The sequence below is a fragment of the Flavonifractor sp. An9 genome (genome assembly GCF_002161245.1).
GTDB lineage: Bacteria > Bacillota > Clostridia > Oscillospirales > Oscillospiraceae > Flavonifractor > Flavonifractor avicola.
The window spans coordinates 37,463-51,688 of the sequence record NZ_NFHC01000024.1; the positions used below are offsets into that span (position 1 = coordinate 37,463).

Below are 14,226 nucleotides of genomic sequence, written 5' to 3' on the forward strand. Positions count from 1 at the left end.
TATGAAGCGTATTTTTGAAGAGCTGATCTGCGCCAACGTCTTTGCTCCCCAGTCCGTGGTTGCCTCTACCGACAAGACCACCTCCTTTGTGGACGCCTCCGGTGCCGGTGAGATTGCTTTTCTGGTATCTACTGCCGCTCTGGGAAAGGGCAAGACCCTGACTGTCACGCTGATGGGTTCCGACCAGGAGAACGGCGGAAGTCCCACCTCGGTCGGCGATGCTGTGGTGTTGACCGATGCTGTTGGTACTGCGCCTCAGATGGCGGTGGTGAGCTACAAGGTGACCCCCACCAATCCTCGCTACATCGGCCTAAAGTTCCAGCACAACGGTGACGCCGCCGTCCTGTGCGGTGTGTCGGTAGCAGCACGCAGCCTGCACCTGCCCGCAGCCAATGGCTGGACCGTGGCAAAATGACTGTGCTGACCGATGAGCGGCGGGCCGGGCTGCTGGCCTATTGCCGCATTGAGGAGCCCACCGCCGAAGAATTGCTCACCCTGGAGACCCTGTATGACGCGGCGGTGGGTTACCTGGAGGGCGCTGGGATCTCCCAGCCTGCCCCCGGTACCCCCAGGGCCGCTCAGTACGATCTGGCGGTCAACTTCATGGTGCTGCGGGACTTCGACCTGCGGGACGCGGAGGTGACGGGGACCATCCAGGACAACCCGGCTTTCCGACGGCTTATTACCCAGCTCAAACTGACCGAGCCCAGAGAGGAGGCATGACCCATGGCCTACATCGGAGCGGGTAGACTGGACCAGCCCCTGGAGGTGCTGGAGCTGCGGGAGGCTTCCGCCGGGCTGTGGGAGTGGGTGGCTATCCGCCGGGCCTGGGGTCAGGTGGAGCAGACCGCCAAGACCAATCTGTTTTCCAAGGTGGGTGTGGGGGCCAGGGATGCCGCCGTTGTGTTGCGCACCCAGCCCCTCACCCTTCACAACGCACTGCGCTGGAAGGGGCAGCACCTGTTCCTCACCGCCATCACCCACCGGGACCGCGGCCACCTGGATGTGGCGGCGGCCCTGGTGGAACCAGTGACCTGCACTGCACAGGGATACACCACCAAGATGGGAGAGGGGAACAGACCCCAGAAGGTGGAGACGGACCCGGTGACCTTTCCGGGCGTGCTTACAGAAAAATATGTGAAGTACGAAAAAGAGGACACCTTCGCCAAGGCCCGCCGCGGCCTGGTGCTGGTGACCTCCAAGCCTATCCAACTGCGGGAGGGCGACCTGGTGACAGTCCAGGCCGGACCGGCAGCTGCTGTGTACAACGTCCAGGTGTGCCATGTGCTGGACGCATACAAGAATGAATATGAGATGGAGTTCAGCCGGGATGTGTGAGAGGAGGATCCCAAAATGCCTAGTGTGCAGATGGATGGATTGGATCGGATCCTGAACAGTTGGGATGCCTTGCAGAGAGAGTTTCCGGCCATGAAGCGGGATCTCCTGGAAGATCTGGGCGAACAAATGCTTTCCGGGGTCCAGAGCAAGATCCCCGGCACCGGAACGGTTCGCGGGTGGCAGGAACGGTATATCGGCTCCAAAAGCGGCTATGTGGCGGTCCGCCCCAAGGCCAAGACCTACAAGACAACCCCAGGTGGCAAGAAATATGCCGTGGGCTATGTGACCAACGCCATTGAGGGCGGACACAAGCACCGGCGGCCCAGCCAGCAGAAACGGGACGGGTACAAATACCGGGCGCGGATCAACGTTCCGGCGGTGCCTGGCCTGCACTTTTACGCGTCGGTCCGCAGTCAGCTCTCCGGAATGGGTGCGGAGCAGCTGCAGGCACTGGCCGCTGAGGTGGCAGCCAGACTGGAGGGGAGAGCATGATAACCAGCATTGACGTTTGCAATGCGATTGCGGATGTGATCGCCAAGCTGTGGCCGGACCGGATGATCTACCGGGATTTTTGCCCAGTGGATCACCACCGGCCCAGCTGCTACCTGTACCTGACCTCCAGCGAGATGACGCCAGCCAACATCTCAATGGTCCAATGGGAGATGGAGGCCAGCCTGGAGCTGTTCTGCTCCACAGATGCGTATGACATCAGCTCCACCGAGGCGCTGCGGAAGGATCAGGAGGCGGTACTGCTGGCCTTCGCTCCCCCCTCCATACAGGTGGGGGAGCGGTGGATCTCCCTGACGGCAAAAGGGGATGGCATGGATATGGGCAGCGCCTTTGTCACATTCTCCGCCGCCTGGATGGATGAGCGGCCGGGCTATCATGATCCGGATGACATGACAGATCCTGTGAGCAGCGCAGTGCCAAAAATGGAGCATATCGAGTGCAGCAGAACTTTTTCCGCTCAGTCCCCGGACGAGCGGACAATCTAATATACGAGGTGAGATATTATGGCAACTACAAACGGCCTGCCCGTGTTGAAGATCGCCTTTGAAAAGGCGGCGGCAGAGGTGGCCAACCGGAGCAAAAAGGGCAACGTGGCTATTTTTGTGCGGGACGCTGCCAGCCAGGGAGTCCATCAGCTGACCTCCACGGCCATGATCCCGTCTGGCCTTGGCAGTGATAATAAGGCGCACGTCATGACGGCCTTTGAGGGCAGCGACCGGGGTGTGCCCAGCCTGGTGACCCTGGTGGTCATCGCCACAGGAACCGAGGACACTACCGCCCTGGAAGCCGGGCTCAAGAGCATTGAGGCCTTTTCCATCGATTATCTGGCCGGCCCGCCCGATGTGACCGATGATGAGATGGAGGTGCTTGCAGAGTGGGTTAAGGCCCAGCGGGCCATTTACCGCCCTGTTAAGCTGGTGAAACCATGGAAGACTGCCGGAAGCGACGATATGGGCGTCATCGAGCTGGACGAGACCGGGATGATGAATGCAGCCGGCGGGGTGACGGCAGCGGAGTACTGCGCCAGAATGGCCGGTATCCTGGCCGGTATCCCTATGGGTATGAGCGCCACCTATGCTGCATTGCCCGAGTTAACCGCCGTTACTGCCCGCACCACAGAGGAGCAGACGGCGGCCATCCAGGCTGGCAAGCTGATCCTGATCCACGATGGTCTCCAGGCCAAAATCGCCCGGGCAGTCAATTCCCTGACCACCATCCCTGAGAATGGAAAGGAGGACTGGAGCCGTATCAAAATCGTGGAGGGGATGGACCTGATCTCCTACTACCTGCGCACCACCATTGAGAATGAGTATCTGGGCCGGTATCCCAATACCTACGATAACAAGCAGATCCTGGTCACCGCGATTTCGGACTATTTCCGTTACCTGGAGCGGGCTGGCGTCCTCTCTGCTGGGGAGAGCTATGCCGAGGTAGACTATGAGCGGCAGCTGCTGTGGCTGACCAGGCAGGGGGTGAATACCTCCGGAATGACCCGCAATGAGATTCTGGAGTATCAGACCGGATCCTGGGTATTTATCCGGTGCGGTGGCCGCCTGGTAGACGCGATGGAGGACTTCGAGGTCCTGTTCAATAACCTGTAAGGAGGAACGATCATGGCAAGATCCAATGTAACAGCCAAGCGGGTACCCAATGGTACATACGGGTCTGTGTGGCTGGACGGCGATCGACTGGCCGAGTGCTATGGGTGCCAGGGCAAGGTGGCCATCAACAGCGAAAAGCTGGCATTTTGCGGCGAGTTCATGACCCAGACCAAGGCCACCGGAGGCGAAGGCACAGGCTCTTTGATGCTCTATAAGGTGGACAGTGGGATGTTGATCCGAATGCAGTCCATCCAGGACGGCCAGATCCCTGAGGTGACGGTCATTTCCAAGCTGGCGGACCCGGACAGCGCCGGCGCCGAGCGCATCGCCTATTACGGCGTTCAGTTCACCGACCTGACACTGGCAGATTGGCAGGCAGCGACGGCCGGTAAGATCACAGCGCCGTTTACCTTCACTCGGTTTGAACTGCTGGACGTGATCCCGGTGGAGTAAGGAGGATACTATGGAGAATAAGGAAAAATCTATCGCCCGGTCTCTGCTGGAGATTCCTGTGACGGAGCCCGAGACGGCTATGGTCCAGGTGACCCGCCTGGGCCTGTCCATTACCCTGAAGGAGATCCCCTACAACAAACTGACTGCCCTGCGGGGCACAGAGGACGCGGATCTCCACTATATGCTGGCCAGCTGTGTCAGCCCCAATTTTAAGGACAAGGCCTGGTATCAGGACCACATGGGATGTCCCACGCCGGTGGACGCACTGAAAAAGCTGCTGAGACCCGGTGAGGTGCGGGCCATTCTGCGCCAGTGCGACACGCTCAACGGTTATGGCCCGGGTGCTGTGATCGCCCTGGAGGAGAATCCGGATGTGCTGCAGGATATGGCCGTGGGCGCCGCCCTGGAGGATCTGGAAAAAAACTGAGCAATGACACAGATCTGGCGGCGGCCCAGCTGCTGCTGATCCGCCACGGCATCTTCCCAGGGGACTACTTCCGCCGCAGTCCCGGGGAACGGGCCGTGATCTGTGCCATGCTCATTGACCACGTTCGGCGGAGGGAGGAGGGACCATAATGCCTACAGACGCCAGCATCGCTATGAGTGTCCAGGACAACCTGTCCGCGGCTATCGTGGGAATGAAAAGCTCTGTGACGAATTTCCGGTCGGACATTAAGTCTCTGCAGGGCGAACTGGACCGGCTGAATGCCACCAGGGTACAGATGCGGGTGGACCTGACAGGGGCAAAGCGGGAGGCCCAGCAGGCGCAGAGAGCCTTTGAAGAGCTGGGAGACAGCGCCACGGAGGCGGAACGTGAGGCGGCCGAGGCGGACTGGAAGAAGGCAGAGGAGAACCTGGAGAACATCCGCCAGCAGTATGATCTGGTGGGCCGCCAGGTGCGTCAGACAACCCGTGATATGGAAGCTGCATCCGGAGCGATCAGCAAGGCGGACAACCGTGCAGGCAGTGCAGGAGGCAGGAAAGGCATCCTGTCTGCCCTGGGCCAGGCAGGACTGATCAGTATGGCGGGGGACGCGGCTGGGCAATGGGCTGATGCCCTTGTGGGCTCCGCTTTCGGCAGCAACGCCGGCACCATGTTCTCCAGCGGCCTGAGCGGAGCGGTTCAGGGTGCAGCCCTTGGCAGTCTGCTGGGACTGCCGGGGATGGCTGCCGGCGCTGTCATCGGCGGTGGCATCGGTCTCATCACAGGTGGGTCTCAGATCTATCAGGAGCGGGATGAGGCCTTTAAGGCATATGTCCAGGAGGCCACGCAGGGACAGCTTGAGGATCTTTCCACCTCCATCACATCGGGCAGCGCCACCGCCGCCCAGCGGGAGCTGGACCTGATTGCGTTTGACCAGCTTCTGGGAAGCGGGCAGGGCGCCAAATACCTGGCAGATCTTCGGGAGATGGCGGCCAGCACGCCCATGGAATACAGTGACCTGACTGCCATGTCCCGTGCTCTGGCCACCGGCTTCGGTACAAACCAGAAGCGGATGCTGGATCTGATGGAGGGCATTGGCAACGCGGGCAGCGCCGTGGGCGTGGACGCCAGCGGCATGACCTATATGGCCCAGGTCATGAGCCGGATGCAGTCCAGCGGCAAGGTGGGCCTGGAGGATCTGAACGCCTTCCAGGACCGCGGCATCGATGTGATCGGAATGCTGTCCGACGCCCTGGGCAAGAGCCAGGGGGATATCTATGGCATGATATCTAAAGGGGCCATCTCCGGCACAAAGGCGGTGGATATCATCCAGCAGGGGCTGGAGCAGTATGCCGGGGCCATGGACAAGATGTCCCAGACTTTCAGTGGTCTGGAGTCCACCTTGGCCGATGCCCAGACCGAGATGGATAATGCCTACGGTGAAGGGTACAACGAGACCCGGAAGAAGGGTCTCCAGGAGGAGATCGACTACCTTAGCGGTGAGAGCGGCGCCCTGATCCAGGAGGCCAACCGGGCCATGGGCGCCTGGCAGGCTGAACTGGAGAACAGCAAGGAGCAGTATCAACGAGAAGCGCTTTCTGCTGTATTAACTGGTGCGAAAGCATCAATTTTTAGCGAGGAAAAGCAAGAGCGGCTCAATGAGCTGCACACAGAATATCAACTAGCTGAGGCAGAGGGTAATGCAGCAGAGCAGGGACGTTTGCTTGCAGAGGCAAGGGTATTGGCTCAGGGTGAATATAACGCCAGCGATGGGGCCCAGCTGATGGTTCAGTATGAGAAAGAACTGGCCGCAGCCATCCGGGATGATGCTGCCTCCAACGATGCCTATTGGGATGCTGGCTATCGGAAAGGACAGGAGTATTCCAAGGGTTGGGCGGCGGCTCGGACAAGCCAATGGATTGAGGATGTACCGGACGAAAACACTGTAGCTGGACGGGTACGGGCGCGTAACCATTACCGATATGCTTATGGCCTGGACCGCGTGCCCTACGACGATTTCCCCGCCCTCCTACATGAAGGGGAGCGGGTGCTCACCGCCCGGGAGGCTCGGGAGGCTGACAGCAAGCCGGGCCGCAGTATCTCCATCACAATTACCGGCAACCAGTTTGGCGCGGGGGTGTCTGCTGAGGAGATCGTCCAGCGGCTGGCCGACCAGATCGAGCTCAAATTCGCGGCGGGGGTGCTGTCATGAGACGGATCATGTCTTTTCTGGAGCCGTCCGCCGGCAGGGAACTGGTCCTGCCGGTGACACCGTCCTCCTATGAGTGGACTCACGGCAACCGGGTGGAGACCATCCAGCTGGACCAGCTGGGGGAGATCAACCTGCCCGGCGGCCGCCTGATGGGCAGCTGTACTCTGTCGGATGTGCTGTTCCCGGCCAGGCTATATCCCTTCTGCAACCCCGGCGCCGTGGCCAATCCCTATGTGTATCTGGAGCAGCTGCAACGGTGGAGCGACAGCCGCAAGCCGGTACGCTGGATCGTGTCGGGGACGCCTACCAACGCCCTGGTGCTGCTGGAGAGTGTGACCTATGGCGAACGGGACGGCACCAACGATGTCTATGCCTCTATCTCTCTGCGGCAGTATACGGCGCCGGAGACGCCGGTACTGGCCATCTCCGGCGGCGACGCCAAGACGTCCAGGGACGCCAGCACAGGCGCGGCCTCCACCCGGACCTACACCGTCCAGGCGGGGGACACCCTCTCGGGGATCAGCCGTAAATTTTATGGGGACAGCAGCCTGGCCTACCGGCTGGCAGCCGCCAACAGCAAGATCATCAAGAATCCCAATCTGATCTATCCCGGGCAGGTGCTCACCATCCCGCCCAAGGACCAGCTGCCGGCGGCCATGCAGGTGAGCGCCAGCGTCAAGACCGCCAAGGCCACAAAGACGGTCTACAGCAAGGAGGATAAGATCTGGAAGGTGCAGCTTGCCAAAGAGCAGGCGGCCATGAGGTGACGGTATGGACTATGAGCTGATCCTGACGGCCCCCAGCGGGACCTCCAGAGACGTGACGCAGCTGGTCCAGACCGTTACCTGGAGCGGATCGGACAGCCAGACCGCCCGGGAGCTGTCGGCCTCACTGGCGGTACCCAGAGACGGCAGCGTTACCCCGCCCGAGCTGGTGGAGGGCGCTCAGCTGATCTTCAGGCGGGAGGGGACCCAGCTCTTTGCCGGGCCGCTGCTCTCCGCCACCACCAGCTCTCAGTCCTCTGTGGTGGACCTGTCCGCCCTGGACCGGGGGCGGTACCTGGTAAAAAATGAGGGTTGGTACCAATTTGCGAACGCGGCGCCGGAGACCGCCGTGGCCGCCATCTGCCGGGACTACAGTATTCCGGTGGCAAGTCTGGCCAGGACGGGGCTGACCGTGTCCCGCAAGTTCCCCGGCGTAGCGCTGGACAAGATCATCAAGTCTCTGTATGCCCTGGCTGCCCAGAAAAACGGGAAGCGCTATCTGGCCCGGTTTACCGGTGCGGGTGCGCTGGAGGTGCTGGAGAAGCCCAGCGCCGCCACACTGGACATCAAGAGCACCATGGGGGTCACCAATACATGGGACATCTCCAACCTGCAAAACAGCGTGGCCATCCGCACCGATACCGGCGCCCTGGTACGCCGGGTGGAGGACAAGGACTCGATCGGCCTGAACGGCCGGTTGGAGCACGTCCTGATCCAAAAGGATGGGGAGGACGCCGGGGCTGAGGCCAAGGCCTGGCTGGAGGACCACGGCCTCCAGCAGAACCTGACGGTGGAGACGCTGGGGGATATCCGGCTGATCTCCGGCAATGCCGTCAAGCTGCGGGACACCGGCAGCGGGGTGACCGGCCTGTTTTGGATCGAGAGCGACACCCACACCTGGAAGAACGGCCAGTATTACTGCAAGGTCAAGCTGAATTTCCGCAATCTGGCGGACGATACCATCTCGGGGAGTGAGCTTAAATGAACACATTTGAAGAAAACGCCGGGCGGATCGCCCGGAGCATGGGGGCGGCGGCCAGACAGGTGGCCGACCCCTCCCCGGTTTTGATCGGGACTGTGGTCAGCGTCTCCCCGCTGAAGGTCCGGGTAGATGGGCTGGACGTAGGGGCGGAGTCTCTGCGCATCAATGCGGCGCTGCTGGCCGGGTATGACCCCGGCCTGTCCGGCACACTGACCGGCACGGGCTCCATGGGCCCTGTGACCACGGAGGTGGAGCCGGGAGATCTGACCCGGAAAACGGCTGCCTTACAGGTGGGGGACAGTGTGGCGGTGCTCTCCCTGGACCGGCAGACCTACTACATCCTCTGTAAGGTGGTGACGCCATGACGCTTTTCCCCATGTTTTCCACACCGGTGGCTGGTGGGAGTGTGGATCTGCCCCTCTACACCGACGTGGCCATGGACTATGACGCCGGGACGCCCCGATGGGAGAGCGGCCAGCCGGTGGTGGTCACCGGCCTGGAGGCGGTGAAAAGCTGGGCCTGGCGGGCTGTTTCCACCGCCCGCTATCAATGGGCGGCCTTCTCTTGGTCCTACGGCTGCGAGCTGGAGGCCCTGGTGGGCCAGCCCTACCAGGCGGATACCAAAATCAGCGAGGCCACCCGATACCTGCAGGACGCCCTGCTGGTATCTCCCTATATCACCGCTGTAGACGTGACGGAGGCATCCTTTGATGGCTCCACGTTCCATATGAGGGTGGATCTCACCACGGTCTACGGGAAGGAGGGTTTCTATGTTTGAGGACCGCACCCAGGAGCAGATCAAGAAAGAGATGCTGGCCGATATCGACCAGGAGACTGGCCTCTCCTCCATGGCGGGCAGCTATGCCGATGCCACAGTGGGGGCGGCGGCACGGCAGATCAGCGAGTTTTACCAGGCTCTTCCCGCCGTGGTGTCTATGCTCTTTGTGGACGAAACCAGCGGAGGGTATTTGGATCTGGTAGGGCAGACCTATTTCAACATCACCCGCAGGCCGGGCACCAAAGCCCGGTGTGGCATTACGCTGACCGGCAGCGCTGGCGCTGTGATCCCGGCTGGCACGCTGTTCCTGACCGCCACAGGCCTTCAATTTGCCCTGATGGAGAGCGTGACCATCCCGGAGGGCGGAACGGCCAACGGTGTCCTGGAGGCTGCCCAGGAGGGCGCTGACTACAATGTAGGCCCTGGAGCTATTGTCAGTATGTTTGTCAATCTGCCCGGCCTGACCTCCTTCTCCAATCAGCAGGCTTCCGGCGGCACTGACACCGAAAGCGACGCCGCTCTGCTCCAGCGTATCCAGGAGCGCCGGCAGAAGCCGATTAACGGCACCAATGGCTGGCAGTACCGGGCCTGGGCCATGTCGGTACCGGGTGTTGGAGACGCCAAGGTGGTAGAGCTGGCAGAGGGAGCTGGCACCGTGGGTGTGACTCTGGTGGACAGCACGATGGCACCGGCCTCCCCGGAGATCGTGGAGGAGTGCCAGACACTCATTGACAGCCAGCGGCCGGTGGGCGCCACAGTGGCGGTAAGCGCCCCCACGCCCCTGGAGGTGAATGTGGCGGCGGTAGTGGTCATATCCTCCGCCACATCGGCTGAAGCTGTAGAAACAGCCTTTCAGGAGCGGCTGGCGGAGTACCTGGCCGGCCTGATCCGGGAGAAATACGACGTGATCTACTATGCGCCGGAGGACGACAAGGCCTATACCGTGATCTATAACCGGATCTTGGCGCTGTTGCTGACCGTTGACGGTGTGATCAATGCCACCTCCCTCACCGTCAACGGGGGAACGGCGGATACCACAGTACAGCCTGATCAGGTACCGGTGATTGGCAGCCTGGAGGTGACCACCTGATGGACCGATATGATCTGATGCTCCAGCTGCCGGCCCTGTATCGCAGCATTCCTTTTACGGAACTCCAGCGTGTACTGGGTGAGATGTGCCGGCAGGCGGGCGCCGATCTGGAGTTGACCCTTCGCCAGCTGTGGCCACAGACTGCCAGCAGCTGGGGGCTGGAGCTGTGGGAGACCGCCTACGGCATCCCGGTGGACGTGTCCAAAGACCTGGACTTCCGGCGCACCAGGTTGCTCTCCAAACTCAGGGGCCAGGGTACCCCCACGGCGGAGCTGATCCGCTCCGTGGCGGCCTCCTTTGCCAATGGGCAGGTAGACGTGGTCGAGCATAATGACCAGTACTATTTTGTTGTGAAGTTTGTGTCCGTAATGGGAGTTCCGCCCAATATTGACGATCTCACCGCCGCCATCAATGAGATCAAGCCGGCCCATCTGAGCCTTGTGTACGAATACCTTTTCCGCCAGTGGGGGCTGCTGAAGCCCTACACCTGGGGCCAGCTGGCCACCAGGACGTGGAAAGATCTGAGGGAGGGACAGCTGCCTTGAAAAACACGCCATTTTATAACCTGAAGAAGCCGGATGACAATGACAATGCCCTGATCTCAGATCTGAATGAGAATATGGATGTCGTGGATCAAGCTCTTCATGACATGGATGATAAGGTGGATCACCTGTGGAAAACTATATCATTTACCTCTGGTCAGTGGAGCGGCGGCGCGCTGCGCATTAAGGCAAATACACATGGCATTAAAAATGGTTTGCGCGGCTTCCAGGTGTTCCACCAGGTGGGTAGCTCCCTTAGTATAAACACCTGGGCGGTCAGATGCACGGATGTAACTTACGAAGAATCCACCGGGGACCTTATCCTGAAATGCGAGGATGCCTATAGTGGTCAGATCTGCGTTTTGGTGTAGGAGGCGGTGTGATATATGAAACCGCTGATCAACTTAGCTGAAGATTACCGTAAGGCAGCTGTGGTTCTCCGTTTGGCCATTGAGGACCGGCGGGAACAGGCGGCACAGGGAAACTCCGTCGCTGCCCGGGAGCTGGCGCTCCTGCGTCAGATGCTGGGAGAGATGCGGGATCTGCGGCAGCTGACCCAGGGGTACTATACCCGGCCCAGAGATGGCACATATACCACATCCAATCTCCGGGCGCCCCGCATGGACATGAGTAAAAAATGAGCCAGGCCAGAGAGATCAAGGACCAGATCCGGGTGCTGCGAGCGCAAAAAAACGCCCTCCAGGCCAGACTGGAGGGCGCCCAGGGCAGGGAGGCCCGGGCCATCCGGCTGGAACTGGCCCGGATCGGGGAGGATCTGGTGGACTGCGCCCGGCAGCTGCGGGAGCTGATGCCCCGTCACAAGATCAGCCGGGGCGGCGCCACCTGGAGCGGAGTAGAAGGCTGGCGGTGGGATCAACTCCAGTACCAAACCTGGGCGGAAATGGAGACTGCCGAGGAACAGGAAGGTCCCACCGAGAAAGACAAAATGCGCCTGGCGGTACGGGCGGCCCGGACGGGCATCAGCCCCACCCAGGAGGACTATCTGGCCGGTACCGACGGGGGCAGGAGGCAGGCCCAGGTGGCCCGGGAGGCGGGGAAGAACCGTTCCACCGTGTGTCGTACCCTCCAGCGGGGACAGAAACGGATTGCGGAGGACGCCAAGGTCCTCTATCAGCTGCTTGGACGTCAGGAGGGCGGCCCCCTGGTGGTGGACCTGGGGGAGCCGGAAGTACTGAAGGCGGTGCTGGATCGGCTTACAACCCGGCAACAGACCTATCTGTATCTCTACTATGGAGAGTGGCTCTCCCTGCGGGAGATCGGCACCCTGCTGGGTGTGGATCACGCTTCGGTACTGCGATCCATCCAGTGTGGCCTGAAGCGGCTGGAGAGCCTGGCGTTGGGGGAGCAGGTGGAGGTGCGGGGGTTGGACAGCCTGGAGGAGCGGCTCATGGCCCACTTCAACGACCTGCCCCCAGAGGAGGGACCACGGGAGAAGAAGATCTACCAGAAACGGAGCAAATCCACCCCCAAGCCTGCGCCCATCCACCTGAAGGACCGGCTGCTGCGCTTTGTGCGGGGCGGTCAGGTGCGGACGGTGGGTGCGGGAGCAGAAGCGCCTGAGATCCGGACGGAGGGCTGGAGCAGCGGAAAGCTGCTGGCATGGCTGGAGGGGCAGGGGGGAGACCGACGGGAGCGGGCAAGCTGGATCCGCAAGCTGTTGTATCACTTATTTGCATGGATCAGGAGGGATTTGGATGTTGACCATTATTGAGATCGCGGCCAGAGAGGACGGAGGCCACGGCCTGCAGAGCCAGAGCCACCGGACCGAGTGCTGGCTGGAGGGGTGGATCGCAGTGCCGCCCCAGCTGGAGAAGGCCGCCTGGGACTGCTGCGGCTACTGTGATCTGAAGATCGAGGACGGCGTGCTGGTGGATCTGACCCCCGGTCAGATCCCCGAGCCGGAACCTGCCCCGGAGCCGGAGCCCACGGAGGCGGAGCGGCTGCGGGCGGACGTGGACTATCTGGCCATTATGACGGGGGTGGAACTGTGAACGTATATGAACTGGCCCAGAAGTATTATCCCAAACTGTGGGACAAGGAGCGCATCCAGGCCCTGGCGGCCGCCGGCAAGCTGACGGAGGAGGAGGCCGCCGCCATCCTGAGTGATCAGGAGGGATAGGATGATACAGTTTCAGGACTGGACCATCCAGGCGGAGGGCCGGGTGCTGGCGCGGCAGTACGACAACCTGACCCGGGAGCTGCGGGTGGAGGGGGTGATCCCGGAGGGGTGGGAGTGGGATCTGCTGGTGCAGGCGGGGGAACAGATGGATATCATCCGTCTGACGCCGGGCGAAAACAGCGTGTCTGTGACCCTGACGGCTGAAATGCTGGCCCTGTCCGGGTTCTACCAGCTCCAGCTGCGGAGCACCCAGGGGGAGACCGTGAGATCCGGCGAAAGCCGTAAAATGAGTTGAGGAACGGCTTTCAGAATTGGAGGCCGCGGTGAAGGGACTGAGAGCAGCAGAGGAGCCCACTCAGTACTACACATCCAAATATTCAGGCGAGGAGATTGACGCGCTGCTGGATGTTGTGGCGGCTCAGCAGGCGGCAATAGAATAATTTTCTGCCTGGGTGTATGAAAACATACATCATTTTTATGAGAGCCGCTATAGGTGGGAGGTAGTGCTATGATCAAGTTTGACAACTGGCGCATTTTAAACCAAGGAAAGGTATTGGCCCGACAGTATGACAATCTGACTCGGGAATTGAGAGTGGAAGGAATTATCCCGGAGGGCTGGACTTGGGATCTGCTGGTGCAGGCAGGCAAAAACCTGGATATTGTTCGCCTGAGCCAGGGAGAAAACAGCCTGTCTGTGATCCTTACAGCTGAGATACTGGCATTGTCCGGATACTATGTTCTTCAACTGCGGGCCACACAGGGAGAAAAGGTCCGGCATACCAATGCGATCCGGGTATTTGTACCGGAAAGCCTGTCCGGTGACGCACAGTGGCCGGAAGTGCCCACAGAGTTTTCCCAGGCTGAGGCGGTCATCCGGGAACTTAACGCCCATCCTCCGATCCCGGGCGATGAGGGATTCTGGCTGACTTGGGATCTGAAAACAAAAGAATACATCAAGTCGGAATTGCCGATGCCTGAATTGCCTGAAGGCCCTCAGGGGCCGGCAGGTCCCCAAGGCGAGCCTGGCCCGCAGGGGCAGAAAGGTGATACCGGTCCTCAGGGACCCAAGGGAGATCAAGGAGAGCGCGGTGTGAAAGGCGAAAAAGGTGACCCCGGAGAGACCGGCCCTCAAGGAGAAAAGGGTCCGCAAGGCGAAGCAGGACCCCAAGGCCCCACGGGAGAAACCGGCCCACAGGGACCTGCCGGTGCTGTTGGCCCGCAAGGAGCACCTGGCGAGAAAGGCGAAAAGGGAGATCCATTCACTTATGATGACTTCACCCCGGAGCAGCTTGCATCATTGAAGGGCGAAAGGGGTGACAAAGGTGACCCCGGCCCTGCCGGTCCCCAAGGTCCACAGGGCGAGCAGGGCGAAAAAGGTGACCCCGGAGAGAC

General features: G+C 61.0%; 21 protein-coding genes and 1 pseudogene. All 22 read left to right on the forward strand.

All coding sequences use genetic code 11. The features are described from left to right. Position 1 precedes the first annotated feature (1 nt). Positions 2-415, forward strand: coding sequence for a hypothetical protein (locus B5G40_RS13660; protein WP_087400052.1), 414 nt, complete (start codon positions 2-4; stop codon positions 413-415). Further along, entirely contained in the window at positions 412-723 is a 312-nt protein-coding gene (locus B5G40_RS13665; RefSeq protein WP_087400054.1) for a head-tail connector protein, read from the forward strand. Before B5G40_RS13660 ends, B5G40_RS13665 begins: the two co-directional genes overlap by 4 nt. Positions 724-726: 3 nt before the next feature. Beyond that, complete coding sequence (locus B5G40_RS13670; RefSeq protein WP_087400056.1) at positions 727-1,338, forward strand: hypothetical protein; 612 nt, start codon at positions 727-729, stop codon at positions 1,336-1,338. 15 nt (positions 1,339-1,353) lie between these two features. Further along, positions 1,354-1,830 carry a hypothetical protein gene (locus tag B5G40_RS13675; protein ID WP_087270230.1) on the forward strand — a complete coding sequence of 159 codons (477 nt, stop codon included), beginning with the start codon at positions 1,354-1,356 and terminating at the stop codon, positions 1,828-1,830. Then, positions 1,827-2,333, forward strand: coding sequence for a hypothetical protein (locus B5G40_RS13680; RefSeq protein ID WP_087400057.1), 507 nt, complete (start codon positions 1,827-1,829; stop codon positions 2,331-2,333). The genes B5G40_RS13675 and B5G40_RS13680 overlap by 4 nt, the downstream gene beginning before the upstream one ends. Before the next feature lie 18 nt (positions 2,334-2,351). After that, on the forward strand, positions 2,352-3,449 hold the full coding sequence (locus B5G40_RS13685) for a phage tail sheath C-terminal domain-containing protein (RefSeq protein ID WP_087400059.1): 1,098 nt from the start codon (positions 2,352-2,354) through the stop codon (positions 3,447-3,449). A 12-nt stretch (positions 3,450-3,461) separates the two neighbouring features. Next, positions 3,462-3,902: a phage tail tube protein gene (locus B5G40_RS13690; RefSeq protein ID WP_087400060.1), complete on the forward strand. Its 441-nt coding sequence runs from the start codon at positions 3,462-3,464 to the stop codon at positions 3,900-3,902. Positions 3,903-3,912: 10 nt separating this feature from the next. Then, positions 3,913-4,329 (forward strand): phage tail assembly chaperone, encoded by a 417-nt coding sequence (locus B5G40_RS13695; RefSeq protein WP_087400062.1) that lies wholly within the window; start codon positions 3,913-3,915, stop codon positions 4,327-4,329. Between the two features lie 148 nt (positions 4,330-4,477). Then, on the forward strand, positions 4,478-6,538 hold the full coding sequence (locus tag B5G40_RS13700; RefSeq protein ID WP_087400064.1) for a tape measure protein: 2,061 nt from the start codon (positions 4,478-4,480) through the stop codon (positions 6,536-6,538). Further along, positions 6,535-7,305 (forward strand): LysM peptidoglycan-binding domain-containing protein, encoded by a 771-nt coding sequence (locus tag B5G40_RS13705; protein ID WP_087400066.1) that lies wholly within the window; start codon positions 6,535-6,537, stop codon positions 7,303-7,305. Before B5G40_RS13700 ends, B5G40_RS13705 begins: the two co-directional genes overlap by 4 nt. A 4-nt stretch (positions 7,306-7,309) precedes the next feature. Continuing rightward, positions 7,310-8,287: an XkdQ/YqbQ family protein gene (locus tag B5G40_RS13710; RefSeq protein ID WP_087400068.1), complete on the forward strand. Its 978-nt coding sequence runs from the start codon at positions 7,310-7,312 to the stop codon at positions 8,285-8,287. After that, a complete protein-coding gene (locus B5G40_RS13715; RefSeq protein WP_087400070.1) occupies positions 8,284-8,649 on the forward strand; it encodes a DUF2577 family protein in 366 nt (121 codons plus the stop codon). The genes B5G40_RS13710 and B5G40_RS13715 overlap by 4 nt, the downstream gene beginning before the upstream one ends. Beyond that, positions 8,646-9,062, forward strand: a complete 417-nt coding sequence (locus B5G40_RS13720; RefSeq protein WP_087400072.1) for a DUF2634 domain-containing protein — start codon at positions 8,646-8,648, stop codon at positions 9,060-9,062. Before B5G40_RS13715 ends, B5G40_RS13720 begins: the two co-directional genes overlap by 4 nt. Beyond that, positions 9,055-10,152, forward strand: a complete 1,098-nt coding sequence (locus B5G40_RS13725; RefSeq protein ID WP_087400074.1) for a baseplate J/gp47 family protein — start codon at positions 9,055-9,057, stop codon at positions 10,150-10,152. The genes B5G40_RS13720 and B5G40_RS13725 overlap by 8 nt, the downstream gene beginning before the upstream one ends. Further along, the gene (locus B5G40_RS13730) at positions 10,152-10,697 is read left to right on the forward strand and encodes a putative phage tail protein (RefSeq protein ID WP_242959441.1); all 546 of its coding nucleotides are present in this window, start codon (positions 10,152-10,154) and stop codon (positions 10,695-10,697) included. The genes B5G40_RS13725 and B5G40_RS13730 overlap by 1 nt, the downstream gene beginning before the upstream one ends. Next, the gene (locus tag B5G40_RS13735; protein ID WP_087400076.1) at positions 10,694-11,065 is read left to right on the forward strand and encodes a hypothetical protein; all 372 of its coding nucleotides are present in this window, start codon (positions 10,694-10,696) and stop codon (positions 11,063-11,065) included. Before B5G40_RS13730 ends, B5G40_RS13735 begins: the two co-directional genes overlap by 4 nt. Positions 11,066-11,080: 15 nt before the next feature. Continuing rightward, positions 11,081-11,335 carry a hypothetical protein gene (locus tag B5G40_RS13740; protein WP_087400078.1) on the forward strand — a complete coding sequence of 85 codons (255 nt, stop codon included), beginning with the start codon at positions 11,081-11,083 and terminating at the stop codon, positions 11,333-11,335. After that, positions 11,332-12,426, forward strand: a complete 1,095-nt coding sequence (locus tag B5G40_RS16730; RefSeq protein ID WP_143383424.1) for a hypothetical protein — start codon at positions 11,332-11,334, stop codon at positions 12,424-12,426. The genes B5G40_RS13740 and B5G40_RS16730 overlap by 4 nt, the downstream gene beginning before the upstream one ends. Next, entirely contained in the window at positions 12,410-12,706 is a 297-nt protein-coding gene (locus B5G40_RS13745) for a toxin-antitoxin system toxin subunit (protein WP_242959442.1), read from the forward strand. The genes B5G40_RS16730 and B5G40_RS13745 overlap by 17 nt, the downstream gene beginning before the upstream one ends. Continuing rightward, positions 12,703-12,834 carry an XkdX family protein gene (locus tag B5G40_RS16735; RefSeq protein WP_143383425.1) on the forward strand — a complete coding sequence of 44 codons (132 nt, stop codon included), beginning with the start codon at positions 12,703-12,705 and terminating at the stop codon, positions 12,832-12,834. The genes B5G40_RS13745 and B5G40_RS16735 overlap by 4 nt, the downstream gene beginning before the upstream one ends. A 1-nt stretch (position 12,835) precedes the next feature. Beyond that, complete coding sequence (locus B5G40_RS13750; RefSeq protein ID WP_087400080.1) at positions 12,836-13,129, forward strand: hypothetical protein; 294 nt, start codon at positions 12,836-12,838, stop codon at positions 13,127-13,129. Positions 13,130-13,342: 213 nt separating this feature from the next. Then, positions 13,343-14,226, forward strand: a pseudogene (locus tag B5G40_RS17490) (collagen-like protein); the annotation flags it as partial.

Excerpts from the sequence above, each read along its gene's own strand:
- B5G40_RS13705 (WP_087400066.1), top strand. The coding sequence starts at position 6,535 with ATGAGACGGATCATGTCTTTTCTGGAGCCGTCCGCCGGCAGGGAACTG.
- B5G40_RS13675 (WP_087270230.1), top strand. The coding sequence starts at position 1,354 with ATGCCTAGTGTGCAGATGGATGGATTGGATCGGATCCTGAACAGTTGG.
- B5G40_RS13700 (WP_087400064.1), top strand. The coding sequence starts at position 4,478 with ATGCCTACAGACGCCAGCATCGCTATGAGTGTCCAGGACAACCTGTCC.
- B5G40_RS13750 (WP_087400080.1), top strand. The coding sequence starts at position 12,836 with ATGATACAGTTTCAGGACTGGACCATCCAGGCGGAGGGCCGGGTGCTG.
- B5G40_RS13660 (WP_087400052.1), top strand. The coding sequence starts at position 2 with ATGAAGCGTATTTTTGAAGAGCTGATCTGCGCCAACGTCTTTGCTCCC.
- B5G40_RS13715 (WP_087400070.1), top strand. The coding sequence starts at position 8,284 with ATGAACACATTTGAAGAAAACGCCGGGCGGATCGCCCGGAGCATGGGG.
- B5G40_RS13690 (WP_087400060.1), top strand. The coding sequence starts at position 3,462 with ATGGCAAGATCCAATGTAACAGCCAAGCGGGTACCCAATGGTACATAC.
- B5G40_RS13695 (WP_087400062.1), top strand. The coding sequence starts at position 3,913 with ATGGAGAATAAGGAAAAATCTATCGCCCGGTCTCTGCTGGAGATTCCT.
- B5G40_RS13740 (WP_087400078.1), top strand. The coding sequence starts at position 11,081 with ATGAAACCGCTGATCAACTTAGCTGAAGATTACCGTAAGGCAGCTGTG.
- B5G40_RS13665 (WP_087400054.1), top strand. The coding sequence starts at position 412 with ATGACTGTGCTGACCGATGAGCGGCGGGCCGGGCTGCTGGCCTATTGC.
- B5G40_RS13680 (WP_087400057.1), top strand. The coding sequence starts at position 1,827 with ATGATAACCAGCATTGACGTTTGCAATGCGATTGCGGATGTGATCGCC.
- B5G40_RS13710 (WP_087400068.1), top strand. The coding sequence starts at position 7,310 with ATGGACTATGAGCTGATCCTGACGGCCCCCAGCGGGACCTCCAGAGAC.
- B5G40_RS13725 (WP_087400074.1), top strand. The coding sequence starts at position 9,055 with ATGTTTGAGGACCGCACCCAGGAGCAGATCAAGAAAGAGATGCTGGCC.
- B5G40_RS13670 (WP_087400056.1), top strand. The coding sequence starts at position 727 with ATGGCCTACATCGGAGCGGGTAGACTGGACCAGCCCCTGGAGGTGCTG.
- B5G40_RS13745 (WP_242959442.1), top strand. The coding sequence starts at position 12,410 with ATGTTGACCATTATTGAGATCGCGGCCAGAGAGGACGGAGGCCACGGC.
- B5G40_RS16730 (WP_143383424.1), top strand. The coding sequence starts at position 11,332 with ATGAGCCAGGCCAGAGAGATCAAGGACCAGATCCGGGTGCTGCGAGCG.
- B5G40_RS13685 (WP_087400059.1), top strand. The coding sequence starts at position 2,352 with ATGGCAACTACAAACGGCCTGCCCGTGTTGAAGATCGCCTTTGAAAAG.
- B5G40_RS13720 (WP_087400072.1), top strand. The coding sequence starts at position 8,646 with ATGACGCTTTTCCCCATGTTTTCCACACCGGTGGCTGGTGGGAGTGTG.
- B5G40_RS13730 (WP_242959441.1), top strand. The coding sequence starts at position 10,152 with ATGGACCGATATGATCTGATGCTCCAGCTGCCGGCCCTGTATCGCAGC.